Here is a 19,915-nt window from a genome sequence, read left to right as displayed (position 1 = left end):
TTAAATTCAAGCAGTATGAAAAAAACAATCATATCACTGTTTGCAATTGCACTTCTTTTTAGCAGTTGTAAGGAAACAGAAACTACTAAAAAAGGAGCAGATCCAAATCAGGAATTTGACATAGTTATTTTAAATGGTCGTGTTATGGATCCAGAAACCAATTTTGACGGCATTAGAAATGTAGGAGTCAAAGATGGTAAAATAGCTATTATTACAGAAAGTGACATTAAAGGTAAGGAAACCATCAATGCAGAAGGACACGTGGTTGCACCTGGTTTTATTGAAGGACACCAACATGCTACAGATCCTTTCAGTCGTAAGGTTAATTTACGTGATGGTTTAACAACCATGATGGATTTTGAAGCAGGAGCTGGAGATATCGCTAAATGGTATGATGATGCAGAGGGGAAAACCCAAAGTAACTATGGTACAGTAGCGCTCTCGCTTATTGCACGTTTATCCGTCCTTGACGGTCCTGAAATAGCAGCTCAGGCTAATGATATGGGAGGGTTGTTTGCTCATGCAGTGGGAGCAGCCGCTGTAAAGGCTCAGAAAGAAGGGCGCAAGCCAGGCTGGACTGCAACCTTGCCTAATAAAGAGGAAATGACCAAGATTATGAGTTTGGTAGACGAAGGTCTTCGCCAAGGAGCTTTGGGTGTGGGTGTACCAGTTGGTTATATGACCACAGGTGTTACGCAATACGAACTATATAAATACCAAGAATTGGCGGCAAAATATGGACGTGTTACAAATGGACATGTGCGCTTTGCGGGAGTAAGACCTCCTACCGAGGGGCAGTTGGGTATTCAGGAAATGCTGGCAAATGCGATGGTTTTAGATGCGCCTTTCATGGCTTCACACCTAAACAGTAATATGGACTGGGAATACACCATTCCAATGGTTAATGATGCTAGAGAAAAAAGAGGCGCCAAGGTATGGGGTGAGGTGTATCCTTATGTAGCTGGTTCTACCATTGCTTCTACAGATGTTATTACAGAAGCAGGTATGGCTCAAATGGGAATTACGTATTCTGACGTTGCAAACTTAGATGGCACCCGTTGGGACAAAGCAATGTATGAGGACGTTCGTAAAAATGATCCAGGAAGAGCCGTTTTAATTTACATCAACCCAGAGGAAGACATCGTTAAATGGATGGCACAACCAGGAGTAGTGATTGTGTCTGACGGTATGGCTATTCAGGATGAAAACCTTGAATACTACCCTTGGGATTCACCTTACGAAGGGAAGTCCGTTCATCCACGTAGTGCAGGTACGCGTGCCAAGGTATTGCGTATGGTACGTGAAGAAAATATGATGCCTTTGATGGAAGCCATCTCTAAAATGAGCTATTTACATGCCAAGTATTTTGATGAATTGGCAGGTATTACTCAGTTTAAAACAAAAGGACGTATGCAAGAAGGTATGGATGCTGATATTGTAGTTTTCTCCGCTGAAACAGTTAGAGATAATTCTACTTATCAACCAGGAATGGGAGCTATTCCATCTACAGGTATTCCTTATGTATTGGTAAATGGAGTTATAGTAGTAAAAGACTCTGAAGTACTAAAAGTTTTCCCGGGTAAACCAATTCGTTTCCCTGTTCAAGAAAAAGGAAAATTAGATGAAATAGAGATTGAACCAAGAGTGTTTGATCCAAATCAGTCTTAAAAAAATAAAAAAGGGTCTGTTTTTCAATTAGATAAATCAGTCCCTTTTTTTTAAAATTTAAAGCAATTGTATATGAAATGAGCATAACGAAAATGCGATGCAAACACCAATGATGATATGCGAATTACATATGACCGATAAAAAAACAATAAATATCAACATATGAAAAAAACAATTTTAACACTTTTTGCAATTGCACTTATTTTTAGCAGTTGTAAAGAAACAGCAACTAAAAAAGGAGCAGATTCAAATCAGGAATTTGACGTAGTTATTTTAAATGGTCGTGTTATGGATCCAGAAACCAATTTTGACGGCATTAGAAATGTAGGAGTCAAAGATGGTAAAATAGCTATTATTACAGAAAGTGACATTAAAGGTAAGGAAACCATCAATGCAGAAGGACATGTGGTTGCTCCAGGATTTATAGATGGTCATCAACATTGTATTGAGCCTTATATGTACAACCTAATGCTTCGTGATGGTCGTACTACTGTATTGGATTTAGAAGTTGGAGCATACGGACCCAAAATAAATGAATGGTATAAACTACGTGAAGGAAAAGCACCTTTAAATTATGGAGTTGCGGTTGCCCATGAATTAGCTCGAGCAGCTGTTTTAGATGGTTTCAATGATTGGGAATACTTTTATACAATGGATGCTTTAAAAACCCGTATGAAAGATGGTTGGTCTAAAACTAGACCAAATTTAGAACAAGGAAACGAAATCTTAGCACAAATGGATGAAGGTTTACGTCTGGGAGGTATCGGAATTGGTTCTACTGTAGGATACATGCGTGAAGGTGTGTCTGCTCGTGAAATTTATGAATTACAAAAATTAGCAGGTGCCTATGGTCGTCAAATAGGTATGCATTTTAGAGGTACTCCAGGAAACGACGTTGCCGAGGTAAATGGTATACAGGAAATGTTATCCAATGCTGCTGCATTGGGCGCTCCTGCTATTGCGATACATTTTAATAACCCGGGATATAATTTAGTACATGAGTTGTTGGTTAAAATGCGTGAACGAGATTACAATGTATGGGGTGAAATATACCCTTACGCTGCGGGTTCTACTGCTTTAAACGCGGTTTTTCTTGAACCAGAAGTTTGGGTAAAAACATTAGGTAACAAATACGAAGAAACCGTAAAAGATGTGGCTACAGGAGAATGGTACACCCAGGAAAGTCGTGAAGAAATGTTGAAAAAAGAACCTACCAGAGCGGTTTTGGTTTACAAAATGCCTGAGGAAGCCATTGTTGACTGGCTAAAAATGCCAGGGGTAGCCATAGGAAGTGATGGAATGCCATTAATACCATTTGCGGGTCTAACTAGAAATACGCCATATGAAGAATTACCAAATGTACACCCTCGATCTTGTGCTGCATTTGCTAAAACACTGCGCTTAGGTCAGGACAATGATATTCCTTTAATGCAACTAGTTTCAATGACATCTTACAATTATGCAAAGCCATTAGGTGACATGGGTTTAAAAGCTATGCAAATACGTGGTCGTATGCAGGAAGGCATGGTGGCAGATATTACCATTTTTAGTGCTGAAAAAGTAAAAGACAATGCAACCTACGAAAAAGGTACTACACCATCTACAGGTATTCCTTATGTACTAGTTAACGGTGTTATTGTACTAAAAGATTCTAAAGTCATGCCCGAATCTGTTAATCCAGGTCAACCGATCCGTTTTGAAACAGTAACAGAGAGTAAATTGGTACCTCTCAATATTGAAACTTGGAAAAAAGAGTTTTATACCGTACCAATAGATTTTGGTGGAGCTAGTTTAAACTGTTGCGACTTTAATAATTAGTTGGAGGCGTAGTAAAAAAACTAAATAATTAATAAACTAAAAGACTCTTTAAAAATGAAAAAATCATTATTATCATGCATTCTTTGCATTATCAGTTTAGGGCTATTTGCTCAAGAAAAACCAAAACAAATCACCCTTTTTACCAATGTACAAGTTTTTGATGGAACATCAGACAAACTAGTCAATACTGATGTGTTAGTAGAAGGAAACATTATCAAACAAATTGCAAAAGGCATTAAAGCTCCAAAAGGAACTGAAATTATTCAAGGTAATGGAAAAACGCTGATGCCTGGATTAATCGATGCACATTGGCACACGATGTTTAACTTCTGGCCTATTAGCAAGGTGTTGGGGGCTAATTTTGGTGAATTAAGTATTGCTGCTGCCATACACTCAAAAGAACAGTTATTAAGAGGTTTTACAACTGTAAGAGATGTAGGAGGTAATGTATTTGGAGTTAAAAATGCGATTGACGCAGGATTAGTAGATGGCCCGAGGATTTACCCTTCAGGACCTTATATCAGTCAAACTTCTGGCCATGGAGATTTCAGAGGTCCTAATGATGTTCCTGAGAATGCAGGAACACCTCTGGATTATTCACAAAGAGTTGGACACACCTTAATTGCAGATGGTGTTCCAGAAGTAATAAAAAGATCTCGAGAAGTATTACGTATGGGGGCAACTCAAATTAAAGCCATGGGTGGCGGAGGTGTCGCTTCAATCTATGACCCTCTTGATGTTACTGAATATACTTTTGAAGAAATGAAAGCTATCTGTGATGTAGCAAAAAGTTGGAATACCTATGTTGCAATTCATGTTAATACAGATGCCGCAATTCAACAATGGATTAAAGCTGGTGCTAAATCAGTTGAACACGGCTTTTTTATGAAAGAGGAAACTGCAAAATCAATGGCTGAAAATGGCGTGTGGTGGAGTATGCAACCGATGGATGTTCATGGTGAAGACGCATTTGTTTTTGAAAACCAATTAAGCACAGATAAATACACCAATCTTGTTGGTGAGTTAGATCATGCGATCGCTTATGCTAAAAAATATAAAGTTAAAACGGCTTTTGGTACAGACCTTTTATTTGATCCAGAATTAGCTGCTAAAGAAGGGAAATTCTTAGCGAAATTAAAAAAATGGTACACACCTTTTGAAATTTTAAATATGGCAACAGCCAGCAATGGTGAATTAATAAAATTGTGTGGCCCGCGTGACACCTATCCCGGAAAAATAGGTGTTATACAAGAAGGAGCTTTAGCTGATGTTATATTGGTAGATGGTAATCCATTGGAAAACATCGATTTGGTCATAGATCCTGAAAATAACTTCCCAGTCATTATGAAAGACGGAGTAATCTACAAGAATACGTTAAAATAGTTTTTAATAAACATAAAATTTATGAAAAATAACAATGAAAAAAAAGAGTTTAGCCGCAGATACTTCACTAAACTCATAGCTGCTGGCGCACTTGGCAGTGCAATTAGTGTTAGTTTACCAGGGTCTTCATTATGGGCACAAGAGGATCCTAAACTCACACAACCAGGTGGGCCATATCCGAAAAATTTTCGTAAAATCCATGACAAATTGATATCCATAGATGGAGCGGCTCCATTACTAGGTATTCCTCCACCTGGGAAATTATTAAGAGATCCATGGGATCTCTATAAAAATGGAGGTGCTGACATCGTTTTCACTACGGTAAGTAGTAGTTCATTAGAATCTACAATGGACTATCTTACCTATGTTGCCAAACATATGGCTAAAGACTCTGATACTTTACTAATAAAAAAAGTTGCAGATATACATGAGGCTAAGAAAACTGGCAAACTGGGTATAGTATACCAATTTCAACCACCCAATGCGTTGTATGCCAATATAGAGTGGGCTTGGTTTTTTAAACAAGCTGGCCTTGGAATCTGTCAAATGACCTACAACCAGAAAACTGATTTCGGGTATGGAAGTGGTGAAAAAATTGACAATGGATTGACCCAGAAAGGTCGTGATTTGATTAAAGTTTTGGATGAAGCAAACATAATTGTGGATGTAGCCCACGCAGGTGTAAAAACTGCTCTAGACACCATCGAGGCAGGATCTAGAATCGTAGTTTGTTCTCATGGTAATGCACGTTCTGTAATCAATAGCGATCGTAACTATCCAGATGAAGTAATAAAAGCTGTAGCTCAAAAAGGTGGGCTTTGTGGTGTTGCAGGTTGGCCACCATTTATTTCAACCAATAAAGATAATCGACCAAGTATGGACGATATGATTCGAATGATCGATTACATGGTTAACCTTGTTGGAATTGACCATGTTGGAATTGGTATGGACTACATGCTAGGACAAGCTGGTACTATGCCTGAAAAAGATGCTTTAGATCTTTACAATTATTTAGTAGAGAAAGGTGATTGGAGCCCAAAAACCTACCCACCACCACCATGGCATTACCCAGAAGGAATAGATCTTCCAAATTCTATGTACAACCTTACGGGAGCATTGCTTGCCAGAGGCTATACAAAACAGGATGTTGCTAAAATATGGGGTGGTAACTGGCTTCGAATCATGGGAGAGATTTGGGGGTAATATAAATAGAATGAGGCCTACATTTTATGGGTCTCATTCGCCTAAGTATTAACTATTAAAACGAATATTATGGAAAGAAGAAAATTTATTGGGTTATCTGCTGCTGCTGGTACTGCTATAGTCTCTGGACCATTATTATCATTTGCAAACCTTGCAAACAAAAAAGCCATTAAAGGCTATGTCCCAAAAACCAAAAATTATATGGAAGTGCATAAGAACTCCATTGTTATTGATGGTGCAGTGCCGCTTCTAGCCAGCACATTCAACCCTAAGCACATCGATTGGTGGATTCAAGGAGGTGCAACAGCAATATCTGTAACCGTTGGGGGCGCAAACCTAGGGCCCGATCCTACGGCAAAGGTGATTGCATGGGTAGCAGAACAAATCCAAACACGCCCAGAATTAATGCTTTGTAGAACAGCGAATGATATTATGACAGCAAAAAAAGAAGGAAAATTAGGGATGTTTTTACATTTCCAAGGTCCTTCTGCAATAGGTCTAGATCTTGATTTGGTATGGTTTTACAAACAAGTAGGTGTTGGTGTTATGCAAATAGCTTACAATACACGTAACCCATTTGCAAATGGGGCTACAGAAAGAGTTGATGGAGGACTTAGTACACTTGGAATTGGTTTAGTTAAGGCCTGTAACAGTGCTAAAATGATAGTAGATGTTTCTCATACTTCTAAAATAAGTCAATTAGATGCTATAGAGGCTTCTTCTGAACCGGTAATTATTTCTCACGGTAATGCTTATGGTAAAATTGATAATAAAAGAAATGTATCGGATGAAGTTTTGAAAGCTATTGCTGCAAATGGTGGTTCTGCTGGTGTTGTAGGTTATCCTGCTTTTGTTTCCAAAAATAAACAACCTTCTATGGATGATATGATTGGTATGATTGATTATATGGTAAATCTAATGGGTATTGACCACGTGACCTGTGGTCTTGATTACGATGGAACCACAAATGGTGTGATGCCAGCCGAAAAAATTCAAGCACAATATGACAAGCTGGTATCCTCTGGTGCTTGGGATCCAAAAGCTTATCCAGCACCTCCATATTATTATCCCGTAGGTATTGAACTTCCTAATACCTTATACCATCTTACAGACGCATTGCTTTATAGAGGCTATACCAAAGAGGATATTGGGAAAATTTGGGGAGGTAACTGGCTTCGAGTGATGGATAAAGTGTGGGGTGACCCGACAGCGCAATTAATTGATGACGGTGAAGACCATAATGAAAGTCTTCCTCATGTGCATGAGCATTAAAAAATGGAATAAATAATTAATATTAAATCAATAAACATGAAAGAATCAATTAAAAAAAATGTAGATGTGGTCTATGATGTTGTTTTAAAAAATGGTAGGGTAATCGATGCTGAAACCTATACCGACGGCATTTTTAATGTTGGAATAATTGGGGACAAAATAGCCACAATTTCTGCTGAAGAATTAAAAGGTAAAGATGTGGTAGATGCTACAGGAAAAATTGTATGTCCCGGTTTTATTGATTTACATGCACATTCTCAAAATATTGGCAGCAATCGTATTCAGGCCTTTGATGGTTTAACAACTGCGTTAGATTTAGAATCTGGCGTATTACCAGTAAGCGAATTTTACGAGAACTGTGCTAAAGAAGGCCGACCTATAAACTACGGTGCTTCTGCCGCATGGGGTGGAGCAAGAATTGTAACGTTTAGCCCACAAAAAGCTGTCAACGGTAAACCTGTTCCTTCAGTCGAATGGTTCTTAGGCGCTTTTGATGCTACGGAATGGGTTATGTCTGTTGCAGAAGGTGAAAACCTTCAAAAGATTCTTGATATGACAGAAGAAGGTCTGAAAGAAGGTGGTATTGGTGTTGGTGTACCATGGGGATATGCACCAGGTGCTGGGATGAAAGAATTATTAGGTATTTGGCAATTGGCTAAAAAATACAATGTACCTACCTATACGCATATCCAAAACCTTTCAATGATTGATCCAAATAGTGGTACTAAAAATATTGTTGAAATGATAGGTCTTGCGGCAAGTACCGGTGCAAAAACTCATATTTGCCACCTTAATAGTGTGAGTTTACGAGATATTCCGCTTACGAGTCAATTGATAAAAACAGCACAGGCTGCTGGAATTCCACTTACCACTGAAGCCTATGCTTATGGATCTGGAAATGGTCCACTTGGGGCAGCTGAATTTGATCCTGAAGATGTACGCGAACGACTTGCAATTGACTGGAGCGACCTCACAGCGATTAAAACTATGAAAGACTTTCAAACAAAAGAAGAAGTTGTTAAAGCTATAAAAGAGGATCCTAACTTATCTACGGTGGTTCATTACTTAAGAGAAGATGACAATGCGCATGATGCTTCATTACTTGATATGTCGGTTTTATTTCCAGGCGCCGCAGTTGTTACAGATGGTCTACCTTATACTACTGCAGAAGGAAAATTCTTCCATAGTAATGAGTGGCCATTACCAGAAGGTTTAAGCAACCACCCAAGGGCAGCCGGAAACTATTGTCGCTTTTTAAGAAAATGGGTACGTGAACGCGGTGTAATTAGCTGGATGGAAGCCATGCGTCATACATCTTTAAATGCGGCCAAAATTCTTGAAGATTCTATACCTGAGATGAAAAATAAGGCAAGAATACAAGTTGGTGCCGATGCTGACATCTTAGTTTTTGATCCTGAAACGGTATCAGAACAAGCAGATTTCCGTAATCCTGCAAAGTTATCTACAGGAATGCATCATGTGATTATAAATGGTACATTTTTAATTAGAGATGAAAAGTTAGATACAAATGCTTTACCTGGAAAGCCTATACGCGGTAAAATAACAGCTTAATAAATCTCTTAAATGATAGAATCCAAAAATATAACTAAAAACACCAACACTCCAATCCCGGTTACCATTTTAGCCGGGTTTTTGGGTGCGGGTAAAACCACACTTTTAAACCACATTCTTACTGCAGACCATGGGCGAAGAATTGCAGTGATTGTAAATGATTTTGGCGCCATAAATATTGATGCAGACTTGGTGATCGATGTTACCGATGGAGTTATTAGTTTGGCTAATGGTTGCGTTTGCTGTGCTATTCGTGCTGATTTAATTACTGCAGTATTAAAATTATCGGATTTAGCAGAAAGGCCAGATCAAATTGTAATTGAATCTAGTGGTGTGGCTGATCCAGATGGCATCTACAGGTCTTTCCTTCAAACAGAAATTAGAAATGATGTATTAGTGGATGGAGTTTTAACGGTTGTTGATGCAGAACAAGTACTCAATATTCCAGAACAAGAAATGCAACTTGCTAAATTACAAATTAGCGCCGCAGATTTGATTGTTCTTAATAAAATTGATTTAGTCAATGAAGAAAAACTATTCGAGGTAGAAAGTTGGATTGGCAGTCTGAATAAACGATCACAAATACTGTGTGCAGAGAAATGCAAGTTACCAATAGAGGTATTGTTAGGTGTTGAAGCTGGGAAATATTTTAACAGACAAGTTGAAAAAGTACAGCATGACCATCATCACGAGGTTACCTTTGAATCTTGGAGTTACCAAAGTACCAATCCTCTTAAACTGTCTCTTTTTAATCAATTATTGACGCATCTTCCACCTGAACTATTCAGAGCTAAAGGCTTCATCTACGCAAAGGAGAATCCTTCTAAACGATTGTTGCTACAAATGGTTGGAAGGCGAACCATTCTCTCTGAAGAAAGAAATTGGGAAAAAAATGCCCCTGCTACTCAACTCGTTTTTATTGCAAGAAAAGGGACTTGTAATATTGAAGGTATAAAAAATGCTCTTGATAAGTGTTTAGATAATTAAAGATTAATTTAAGAAATATAAAAAACTAGAAGGTCGTACAACATCAATAAAGGAAATTTAAATGAAAAAATTAAGAGTCTCTTATGTCGGTTTTTTTCACGAAACCAACACCTACCTTACCGAAGGCATGGGCGAAACCACGCTCGACAGAATGCGCATTTTTCGGGGCGATCAGATCAAGAAGGAGTTGAAAGGAACTGCCATTGGCGGGGCAGTGGATGTCTGCGAGGAAAAGGGCTGGGAGTTGCTCCCGGGTGTCATGTACTATATAGACTGGTGCTTTAGCACGGTGAGTGATCAGTGTTGGAAAGATGCGAAAAAGGAAATCTTGGACACACTGAAAACACAGTTACCAATGGACATTGTCTACCTGTGTGTTCACGGTGCCGGTATGGTGAATAGAACGAACGATCTTGAAGGAGACTTAGCGGAGTCGGTTAGAGCCCTAGTTGGAAAGGACACGATGATTGTCTGGTCCGGAGACCTGCATGGCAAGATCACAGAGAAAATGAAGGACAATATGAATTTCTTCAATGCCTGCAAAGAATATCCTCATATGGATATGAATGCTTGTGCACGTGATGCGATGTATCGTGGCGCAGCTATTTTGGCAGGAGAATCGCAACCTACGCCCGCCTATCGCAAAGTGCCACTGATGATGGGGATGAGTAATACCGAAGAGAAAGGCTCCTTTGCAAATCGATTGAAAGAAAAGTGCATCGAAATCGAAACGCGGCCCGGTGTTCTCAACTGCTCTGTTATGCATGGCTTTCCCTACCAAGACAGCAATTTTTGTGGCGTGTACCCAATGGTCACAACCGAAAATAATATTAAGCTGGCACAGGAATTGGTTGACGAACTGACGCACTGGATATGGGATCACCGTAAAGAGTCCATCATCCCATTGGAAACATTAGACAAAACGATGAGCACTGTGTTGGCCATGCTCAAGAAGGACGGCCACTATGTTCGCAAATTGCCAACGAAAGGCGATATCATCGACCATACCCCGATTGTGATTGGGGACGCTGCGGATAATCCCGGTGGAGGAGCCGGTGGCGGAGGCACTCATCTTCTTAAGGCCCTTATGGAAACCAAAGGCTTGGGGAAAGTCGCGTTCATGTCTATTCACGATCCAGAAACCGCAAAACAAGCAGCCGCAGCAGGTGTTGGTGCCACAATTGATGTGAACCTAGGGGGAAAATTTGAGCCACTAGCTGGCCCACCAATCAAGACCAAAGCCTATGTCAAATCCATTTCGGATGGGAATGAGACCGTTCGCGGGGGAACCGCTTTCAACGGCCCATTCCAGCTTGGCCCTACCGCCAGGTTGGTCATCGAAGCGGAGAATACAGTGGATGTCATCGTTATTTCCGGCCTATGCCAAACCTATGATGATACACAGGGACGGCCACATGGCATCATCATTCAGGAATATGATGTCATAGGCGTCAAAAGTGGGATGCACTTTCGAGCGTTCTATGAAAACTTCACCGACAAGTTACTGCTTGCTGATGTTCCCGGAACAACTAGTCGCGATATTACCCTTTTCGAGCACACCCAGCTAAAGTATCCTATCTACCCGTTAAACCCAAATACAACGTTTAATTTAAAAAATAATAGAAATGAGTAAACAAGACAGAATTAACGACATGCTTCACATGGAAACAAGCATGTCAAAATGGAAAAAACCACAACCTTTAGACTTTGTATATGGTGCAACGAGCCGTTACAGTTTTGTGAACTGGCAAACTGGTAATGATGACTCTATATACTATAACTTAAACCTACCTGCATTTTTTAAAACACAGGTAGTGATGCCTCCAGCAGAAACAAGCATTTTGGAAAGAGACTATCATCCAGAATTATTGGACTTGAGCTTTGATAATTTAGATGGAACTAAAAACCCAACTTTAGAGGAATATATCAAAGGCCCAAAACAGGTGCAAGCTATGATAATGGCACACAAAGGGAAAATAGTTTTTGAAACCTCTCCAGGAATGAGAGAAGGCGCGCCACACGTATGGATGTCGGCTTCAAAAACAACGGTAAGTTTAACTGCTACTATGCTATGGGAAGAAGGAAAATTAGAAGTTGAAAAGCCAATCACACACTATGTGCAAGATCTTAAAGGAACCGCTTGGGATGCAGTTTCTGTAAAAAATGCCATGAACATGTCATCAGGTTTAGATGTGGAAGAAACATTTGAAAGTTTGACCAATCCAAAATCATTTATTGCAGGTTTTATGACACGATCATTTGAAAGTGGTCATAGCAGTTGGCGTGATTGGGCGAAATCAGCGCAACCAATACCAGGAGAAAAGCCAGGTGATAGATTCCGTTATTCTACTTGTATCACGTTGATTTTAGTGGTGATGGTGGAGAATATTACGCAAATGCCTTGGCACGAATACTGGGGTCAACGCGTATGGTCTAAAATAGGTGCAAGATCTCCGTTTAGCGTTGCGCTTGCTCCAGATGGTACTCCAGGTGCTGCTGGGTTAAATATATCTACTATTGAAGATATGCTTCGTTATGCTTTATTGTATACACCTAGCTGGAATAAAGTTGCTAAAGAACAAGTCATTTCAGACAAGATGTTGAAATTTATCCAAAATTTTGGAAATCCAGATGCCTATGTAGGTTGTGGTGAAGAAGCTATGGGTAAAAGATGGTTTGGTGAAACACCTTATACCAATACAGCACAATGGGATCATTCATTTAAAGATGGCGCTATGTTTAAGCACGGTAATATGGGGCAAGGTATTTATGTAGATCCTGCTCGTGATTTTTGTGGATGTTATTTTGGATTAGCTACCAACGATGAATCTATTTCAGGCGTGGATCATTCACCAGGTTATCTAAGAGCAGCAGCAAAAATGTTGAATGGAGAAAAATAAATTATAATTATTAAAAAAAGAGACTGTCTGATAGGTATAAAAATCCGTCATTCTGAATTTGTTTATTCACATTTTTTATTGTTTTTTTAATAGGAATTCGTGAATTTATGATTTCAGATTTTCATCATACTCATAATAAATCATTGTGAGAATCTGAATCAACTTTAGAATGTCGAAAAGTTTACTTTTTAGCGAGTCTCTTTATGATAACTTTAAATGAAAAAATCAAATTTAACTATAGGGGCAAATATTCCTTTTGATGAGGCATTCCATTTTATTAAAAAAGTTGCGCTCACAGCACATAAATATGGTTCTGCTTCAGGAAGATTGGAATCATTTCTTAAAGGTTTGTCAAATAAAATGGGTTATGAAGGTGTATTTAAATCTACTCCTATAGAACTTACATTGGGGTTAAGAGAAGGGCATGACACACCACAGCGCATTGAATTTATAGTGACGCAACCTCCTGATATTGATTTGGATAAATTGGCGCGTTTAGGAGAATTGTTAAATGAGATTGAAACTGGATCTTTGTCATTGACAGAAGCTTATGCTCGTATAGATGCTATAGATCAGGTTCCTGTGCCTTGGGGTAAGTTTGCAAGTATGTTGGGGTATGTTTTAACAGGTCTAGGCTTGGCACCACTTTTAGGTGCGGGTTGGATTGATACAATTTTTGCAACAGTATTTAGCATACTAGTTTATGGTTTGGTACTAATTTCAGCTCGTTTAGGTACTATTGCAATGGTGTGGATGCCATTTACAACAGCTTTAATTACAGCGTTTTTGGTAACGCTTGTTAAATATTGGTTTCCCGAATTAAATCAAGTATTGGTAATATTGTCTGCAGTTGCTATAATTCTGCCTGGTTATTCAATTAGCTTGGGTGCAGGCGAGCTGGTAGCACAGCGAATTTTGTCTGGTATGTCAAATTTAATGAGTGGGTTAATAACACTTTTCAAACAAATTGCAGGTGCAGTATTGGGAATTGGTATAGCGAACCATTTTGTAACCATTGTAGTTGTTGAACCAGCAACACCAGTAAGTCAAATTTGGTTATTGCTGCTTTTTCCTTTGCTACTGGTAGGATTGTCTTTAGCTTTTCAAATTGCTCGTAGAGATTTACCTTGGGCTGTCTTTGTTTCTGGTTTGGCATATTTAGGAGTGTTGGCAGGGAGTTCGCTTTTGGATAGCAACCTTGGTAATTTATTGGGTACCATTGTGGCGGTAGTTGTTGCCAATGTTTGGTCTAAACAAACCGGAAGACCCACTTCTATTGTTCTGATACCAGCTATTGTATTGTTGGTAAGTGGTACAATTGGATTTCGTGGATTGGCTTCTATGGCGCAAGGAGAATTACTTTTGGGTTTACAACAATTTTTTCATATGTTTATTGTAGCTATGACAATTGTTGTAGGAATCATGATTGGATATACCATTATTCGTCCAGAACCCAAATTATAAAAAAAAGCATATTATTTTTCTAATAGTTAAAATTAAGTTAATTTTGACGTATTTTTAAAATATAGTATTATTACTAAAAAACAATCAAAAACAATGGCTTTATAAAAATAGCTAAAACACGCATATTAGAAGCCAACATAAAATAGATTTAAATCCTTGACAAATTATTAGTAGAAAACATAGTTTTTTAAAAGCTGTTTTGGATATAAATATAAGATTACAATTAAAACAAAAACAATTAAAAAAACTTAAATTATGAAAAAAATGTTACAAATTCAAAAGTATTTATTGCTTTTTATGATGCTATTTTCAGCTTTGATAAATGCACAAGAAGCACAAGAAGCGCAAAAAGAAGAAAAACCAAATGCAGATGAGATGGCAAAAGAATTAGCCAATCCTAATACTGTTTTAGGTACCATGAATTTCAATTTTGATTATATGCATTATCAGGGAGAATTACCTGGAGCTGAAAGTCAAAATAGCTTTGCGATGAGTTTTCAACCGAGTTTACCAGTACCATTAAGTAAGAGTGTGAATCTTTTTGTAAGACCAAATATTCCCCTTTATTTTACCCAACCCGTACCAGCAGTACCTAGTGGTTTTGAAAGTAAAGGAGTAGAATTGGGTAATATTAGTGCAGATATTGCTGTAGGAAAAACATTTCCATCAAAAACAGTAGCTTTAATCGGTGCATTTGGTAGTTTTAGAACTGCAACACACGAAAAATTAAGATCTCCTTATACGATGTTAGGACCTGAAGTCATGGTTGCTCAAATTTTTAAATGGGGTGTTATCGGGGCTATGGTAAATCACTCGTGGAGTGCGAATAAGATTGACCCAGCTTCGAATGATAGTTTTTCTAGTATGGGTGATGTATGGGTTGCATCAACAGAAGGAATCGAAAAGGCTAGTGTTACAGCTGGACAATATTTTTATGTAGTTGGCTTAAAAAAGGGTTGGCAAATCATGGGAGGACCAACTTGGTCTTTTAATCACAAGGCCTCAAAAGGAAATAAATTAACGTTTCCTATTGCTACTGGTGCAAATAAAGTTACACATTTTGGTAAATTACCTATTAAAATGAGCTTGCAATACTGGTATTATGTAGCCTCACCAGATCAATTTGGTCCACAACATCAAATACGTTTTACTATTTCACCAGTGGTGCCATTACCTTGGTAAGATTAAATTAAAAAATCATTAAAATTTCTTTAAGAGTTAAATGCATTTGACTCTTAAAGAAATTACTTATTTATAAATGATCAACCTTAATCAATCAAACTAAAAATAAAATAACACAATGACTGTTCAAAAAATATCAAAGCTTTTAGCTATTTTATGCCTTTGCTCTTATAGTATGTATGGGCAACAATGGCATGCAGGAGATACATTAAATACGGTTAAAAAAGATACAGCACGTATTGATTTGTTTAGAGGCAATACCATGAATTATACAGGGCAGGATTTGGTCGACGCTTCCTTTCCTAATTCATGGCCTATTTTTGGTTCTAAAGCACGAATGGCCATTGGTGGATATGTTAAATTAGATTATATCCAAGATTTTGACGGTAGCTATGATCGTTTTCAATATGAGATTCAGAATGTTCCTGTGGAGGGAGATGGTAGACCAGCACAAAGTGGCTATATGAATTTATTTGCTAGAGAATCTAGATTAAATATTGATTTTAGATCTATTACTGAAACAGGTATGCCTATTCAAGTTTTTTTTGAATTTGACTTTTACAATCTTGATCGTGGACCATTTAATCAGTCGGCTAGGTTAAGACATTTTTACGGTGTTTTAGGCCGTTTGTTAATAGGAAGAACTTGGGGAACACAGTCGGATTTATATGCAGTACCTGCTACTATTGATTTTGCTGCAGGGGACGCTTTAACAGGAACTAGAAGAGCACAAATAAGATTTGAAGATGCTATAAATACCAAATTTAAATATGCAGTAGCTTTAGAAATGCTTGAATTTCCAGGAATTGATGGAAGAAGTTTTGAAGGTCAAGCGAGTCAAAAATTACCCCTATTAACAGGAAGGATTACAAAAACAACAAATGCTGGCGGTAGATTGTTTTTAGGTGCCTCATTGTTTCAGTTAAGATGGGATGGTGAAGAGGTTATTCCAAATTCAACTAAAGTTGGTTGGGGCTTTAGTTTTAGTGGACGTGAATATTTTGGAGATAAAAAACATTGGTTTAGATGGATGACTTCTTATGGACAAGGATGGGGAAGTCAAATTATAGCTACTTTAGGAACTCAAAGTTCTGGAATTTTAAACGATGAAGGTAAATTGGAAACAATGCCTGCGTGGAATCTTGGTACAGGTGTATGTATCAACCTTTCTAAAACATTGGTAACTAATTTAAATGTTAGTTATTATGCAATAGACCCGTCTAAATACAGAGATGAGAGTAAAATGATAAGTGGTAGTTCAGGACACTTAAACTTAATATGGTCACCAATTAAAAATGTAAATACAGGAGTTGAATTTATGGTTTTAGAACGTGTAAATGGAGATGATACTTCAGGAGTTGGTAAACGCTTGCAGTTTATGGTTAAGTATCTTTTTTAAAATAGGCTAGTAAAAAATCGAATATATGCAATATCTTAAATCAACATATAAAATAAATTAATTATAAAAATACTTTTATGAAAACAAAATTTACTTTTATCGCTGCACTCGCAATGATACTACTTTTTTCTTGCGAATTGCCTGAAGATAGTGTAATAAAAGCCGTAGACGAAACGAAGGAAATACTAACATCAAATACTTGGAATCTAGAGCAATTCAAATTTGAATTGCGTGATGATGACATTCCGCCTCCTATATTGTTTAACGCTACAAATGCTATTTTAACTGCAGGCGTATATGATTTAGATGATATGGTTTTAGATGCTTCAGATATGCGTAAATATGAAGTAGAGTTTAAAAAAGATGGAACAATTATTACCAGAAATGGTCAAATTGACTTGCTTTTAGAAAATACCATAGGTTCTTATTTTGTGTTTAACGAAAGAACTATAAGAATAAATGCAGCTGAGAACATAAATTATAATTATATTTATGATGCCAATGCCAAAGAAATGTCATTGATAGCAACTGATGAAACAGCTCAAAATATTATAAAAAAAATAAATGACAAACTTATAGATCAGGTTGCAAATAATACTCCAAATAAAGTAGGTGATTTTGTTGCAGATCTTTTATTTAATAACAAAGCCTTACAAACTTTAATTAATGATGTTGTGGTTTCTGCAATAGCAGGTAAACTTGAATTTATAAATGAAATTGATCCAGATGAGTTAGCAGCTTTATTAGCTACTGAAATTAGAAATGCCCTTGAACAAGTTGAATGGCATCCTCTTTTAACCGAATTAATTTTAACTCAATTAGAGAATATTTCAAACATAGATAAAGATGCAGTAGCTGAGGCTATAGCAAACCAAGTTGTTAAAATTATAGATGAACAGCTTTCTGAAGAACAGCTCAATGATTTTATACTTCCTTATATTGAGCAAATTGCTACCAATTCAGATGCGGTTTCTGAAGCGATTGCAACTTTAATTTCAGACCTATTTTCTGATGTATTTAATGAAAACAATCTACAACCAATTCTTGTGAGCGCTTGGACTCAATTTACACGTTTAGATCAAGCACAAATAGCTGTTGTTTCAGACAAGTTAACAGCTGTTGTTGAAGATGTTTTTATCAATGAAACAACAATTTCTGAAGGACTGTTACCTTTTACTACACGTATAGATGAAACATCTTTACTTCAAATGGGGGCTTTGGCAACAGAAACTACAGCAAATATTGAAATAATAGTTAACGCTCTTAATAAAGCATTTCCTGATCTTAATTTAGCTCCAAATTATGACAGTATGCAAAGCACTATTAAGTTGGCATATATTGCAATTAAACCAGTAATTGCTATTACTGGACCTGAGCAAGCTTCAAAGGATGTTGCCAATATTATCTTATCACAATTTTTAACAACAGAAAATATAAGTAATACTTTTGGTGCAGCTATTCAATTTTTGCAAACGATAGATCCTGAACTAGCAGGTACTACACTTGCAGAATGGTTATTAGGCTTTAAAGATGATATTTCTCAAGTAATTTATACTGAAATTAGAGATTTGTTAAGTCCTATTCTTGATAATTTAAATCCTAATGCAACGGCTTTAAGCATTGCAAAAGCATTGAACAGTTTTATTACTGAAAATATAAATTCAGAATCGGTTAAAAATTTAATTCTTCCAATTTTAGAAAAAATCACAAACCTTAATGCTGAAGCTGTAGCAAGTTATTTGGCTGAGTTAATACTTAATTTAGACATTATTAAAGACAATGTTACTAAGGAAGCAATAACCAAAGCGCTACTTCCGGTGTTGCAATCTGTAAAAGAGACCAATGTGAAGGATGTAGCACAAAACCTTATTAATGCTATTGTAAATACAGGTATTTTTGAGGATGTGATCACAGAGAAACGTGTATCTGCAATCATCTCACTTTTAATTTATAAAGCTACTTGGGAAGAAGTACTAATTGCAAACAATTTTAAAGAATTATCGATAATATTAAGCCATGACTAACAATATTAAAAAAATTATAGCCAGTGCTATATTTATATTAGCCTCTTTTACAATGACCTATGGTCAAATAACAAACTTATCAATTTCAGATAGACTTGAATCTTATCGAGATAGTTTAAAAAGAACCCCTTATGAGTGGCATTTGCCTGTTATGGGAGAAAGAATTAGAAAAATGGGATTTGATATTCCTTATCCTAATGGAATTTCCTTTACTTATGCTACTTCTAATCAAGACATCCTAATAAGCAATGCTTTTATAGGGTTTAGCGAAGATGAACTTATACCTATTGATGGTCTTGCTCGGTTTAAAAAAATTAGTTCAGATGTCAATGCTTATACTTTGCGTTATGATTTTTGGTTATTACCTTTCTTAAATGTTTATGGTATAGGTGGTACTGTTAATGCTGTAACAAATGTACAATTGGGGCTTCCTTTTGAAATGGAATTCAATACTAAAAAAAATACAGGTCTTGGGTATGGTTGGGGTGCTGTTTTAGGAGGTGCTGTTGGACCAATGGTAATGTCTGCAGATTTTGGGATGGTTTGGACCAAGATGTCAAATTTAGATCAGGCTAATAAATCAATTATTTTTGGAGCAAGAACAGGTTATTTAATGAAATTTAAAAATCCAGTTAGAAATTTAGCACTTCTTGTAGGGGCACAATATCTTGGTGTTAATAAAGCCGGTAGCGGAAAATTAGGATTGATCAGTACGTCTGATAAAGAACAGGCATTGGATGGTTTAAATGGTTGGTATGATAATTTAACTGATAGGGAACAAGAAGTTTTAGAACCTTTGTACACTGGAGTTGCCAATTGGCTTTCAGATGAAAAACCAGTAGATCTTTATTATCAATTTGATAAGAAATTTATTTCACCATGGAGTATGAATGTTGGTTTTAATTTTCAATTTAATAAGCGATATACATTAACTGGTATTTACAATTTTGGAAGTAGAAGTCAATTTGTTCTTGGATTAGGATACCGTTTTGGATTTAAAGGAAAGAATTATTTAGCTGGTTTTCAATTGTAAATAGCTTTTT

At 37.0% G+C, this 19,915-nt stretch carries 14 protein-coding genes; all 14 read left to right on the top strand.

Annotation, left to right across the window (positions count from 1 at the left end):
- Nucleotides 1–15 precede the first annotated feature (15 nt).
- A complete protein-coding gene (locus EC396_RS04480; RefSeq protein WP_129365509.1) occupies nucleotides 16–1,668 on the top strand; it encodes an amidohydrolase family protein in 1,653 nt (550 codons plus the stop codon).
- A 162-nt stretch (nucleotides 1,669–1,830) separates the two neighbouring features.
- On the top strand, nucleotides 1,831–3,486 hold the full coding sequence (locus EC396_RS04475) for an amidohydrolase family protein (protein WP_129365508.1): 1,656 nt from the start codon (nucleotides 1,831–1,833) through the stop codon (nucleotides 3,484–3,486).
- Between the two features lie 285 nt (nucleotides 3,487–3,771).
- Nucleotides 3,772–4,869, top strand: a complete 1,098-nt coding sequence (locus EC396_RS04470) for an amidohydrolase family protein (protein ID WP_240665631.1) — start codon at nucleotides 3,772–3,774, stop codon at nucleotides 4,867–4,869.
- 21 nt (nucleotides 4,870–4,890) lie between these two features.
- Nucleotides 4,891–6,072 carry a dipeptidase gene (locus tag EC396_RS04465; protein ID WP_129365506.1) on the top strand — a complete coding sequence of 394 codons (1,182 nt, stop codon included), beginning with the start codon at nucleotides 4,891–4,893 and terminating at the stop codon, nucleotides 6,070–6,072.
- A gap of 201 nt (nucleotides 6,073–6,273) precedes the next feature.
- A complete protein-coding gene (locus tag EC396_RS04460) occupies nucleotides 6,274–7,344 on the top strand; it encodes a membrane dipeptidase (RefSeq protein ID WP_164975204.1) in 1,071 nt (356 codons plus the stop codon).
- A 36-nt stretch (nucleotides 7,345–7,380) separates the two neighbouring features.
- Complete coding sequence (locus EC396_RS04455; RefSeq protein WP_129365504.1) at nucleotides 7,381–8,916, top strand: amidohydrolase family protein; 1,536 nt, start codon at nucleotides 7,381–7,383, stop codon at nucleotides 8,914–8,916.
- Between the two features lie 12 nt (nucleotides 8,917–8,928).
- Nucleotides 8,929–9,903, top strand: a complete 975-nt coding sequence (locus EC396_RS04450; protein ID WP_129365503.1) for a GTP-binding protein — start codon at nucleotides 8,929–8,931, stop codon at nucleotides 9,901–9,903.
- 61 nt (nucleotides 9,904–9,964) lie between these two features.
- Nucleotides 9,965–11,536 (top strand): M81 family metallopeptidase, encoded by a 1,572-nt coding sequence (locus EC396_RS04445; RefSeq protein ID WP_129365502.1) that lies wholly within the window; start codon nucleotides 9,965–9,967, stop codon nucleotides 11,534–11,536.
- Nucleotides 11,529–12,803: a serine hydrolase gene (locus tag EC396_RS04440; protein WP_129365501.1), complete on the top strand. Its 1,275-nt coding sequence runs from the start codon at nucleotides 11,529–11,531 to the stop codon at nucleotides 12,801–12,803. Before EC396_RS04445 ends, EC396_RS04440 begins: the two co-directional genes overlap by 8 nt.
- A gap of 216 nt (nucleotides 12,804–13,019) precedes the next feature.
- The gene (locus EC396_RS04435) at nucleotides 13,020–14,267 is read left to right on the top strand and encodes a threonine/serine exporter ThrE family protein (protein WP_129365500.1); all 1,248 of its coding nucleotides are present in this window, start codon (nucleotides 13,020–13,022) and stop codon (nucleotides 14,265–14,267) included.
- A gap of 255 nt (nucleotides 14,268–14,522) precedes the next feature.
- A complete protein-coding gene (locus EC396_RS04430; protein ID WP_129365499.1) occupies nucleotides 14,523–15,449 on the top strand; it encodes a hypothetical protein in 927 nt (308 codons plus the stop codon).
- A gap of 118 nt (nucleotides 15,450–15,567) precedes the next feature.
- Nucleotides 15,568–16,848 carry a DcaP family trimeric outer membrane transporter gene (locus EC396_RS04425; RefSeq protein ID WP_129365498.1) on the top strand — a complete coding sequence of 427 codons (1,281 nt, stop codon included), beginning with the start codon at nucleotides 15,568–15,570 and terminating at the stop codon, nucleotides 16,846–16,848.
- A gap of 77 nt (nucleotides 16,849–16,925) precedes the next feature.
- Nucleotides 16,926–18,872, top strand: a complete 1,947-nt coding sequence (locus EC396_RS04420; protein WP_129365497.1) for a hypothetical protein — start codon at nucleotides 16,926–16,928, stop codon at nucleotides 18,870–18,872.
- Entirely contained in the window at nucleotides 18,865–19,905 is a 1,041-nt protein-coding gene (locus EC396_RS04415; protein ID WP_129365496.1) for a hypothetical protein, read from the top strand. Before EC396_RS04420 ends, EC396_RS04415 begins: the two co-directional genes overlap by 8 nt.
- Nucleotides 19,906–19,915: the final 10 nt, after the last annotated feature.

Origin of the sequence: Lutibacter sp. HS1-25 (assembly GCF_004121075.1) — a bacterium.
In the GTDB taxonomy this organism is placed as follows: Bacteria; Bacteroidota; Bacteroidia; order Flavobacteriales; family Flavobacteriaceae; genus Lutibacter.
Note: the sequence above shows the minus strand (reverse complement) of the source record. Positions and strands in the feature narration are given on the sequence as shown.

Coding starts and splice junctions, on each gene's coding strand:
- EC396_RS04465 (WP_129365506.1), top strand. CDS start 4,891: ATGAAAAATAACAATGAAAAAAAAGAGTTTAGCCGCAGATACTTCACT.
- EC396_RS04450 (WP_129365503.1), top strand. CDS start 8,929: ATGATAGAATCCAAAAATATAACTAAAAACACCAACACTCCAATCCCG.
- EC396_RS04470 (WP_240665631.1), top strand. CDS start 3,772: ATGCCTGGATTAATCGATGCACATTGGCACACGATGTTTAACTTCTGG.
- EC396_RS04445 (WP_129365502.1), top strand. CDS start 9,965: ATGAAAAAATTAAGAGTCTCTTATGTCGGTTTTTTTCACGAAACCAAC.
- EC396_RS04425 (WP_129365498.1), top strand. CDS start 15,568: ATGACTGTTCAAAAAATATCAAAGCTTTTAGCTATTTTATGCCTTTGC.
- EC396_RS04420 (WP_129365497.1), top strand. CDS start 16,926: ATGAAAACAAAATTTACTTTTATCGCTGCACTCGCAATGATACTACTT.
- EC396_RS04415 (WP_129365496.1), top strand. CDS start 18,865: ATGACTAACAATATTAAAAAAATTATAGCCAGTGCTATATTTATATTA.
- EC396_RS04460 (WP_164975204.1), top strand. CDS start 6,274: ATGGAAGTGCATAAGAACTCCATTGTTATTGATGGTGCAGTGCCGCTT.
- EC396_RS04480 (WP_129365509.1), top strand. CDS start 16: ATGAAAAAAACAATCATATCACTGTTTGCAATTGCACTTCTTTTTAGC.
- EC396_RS04440 (WP_129365501.1), top strand. CDS start 11,529: ATGAGTAAACAAGACAGAATTAACGACATGCTTCACATGGAAACAAGC.
- EC396_RS04430 (WP_129365499.1), top strand. CDS start 14,523: ATGAAAAAAATGTTACAAATTCAAAAGTATTTATTGCTTTTTATGATG.
- EC396_RS04475 (WP_129365508.1), top strand. CDS start 1,831: ATGAAAAAAACAATTTTAACACTTTTTGCAATTGCACTTATTTTTAGC.
- EC396_RS04455 (WP_129365504.1), top strand. CDS start 7,381: ATGAAAGAATCAATTAAAAAAAATGTAGATGTGGTCTATGATGTTGTT.
- EC396_RS04435 (WP_129365500.1), top strand. CDS start 13,020: ATGAAAAAATCAAATTTAACTATAGGGGCAAATATTCCTTTTGATGAG.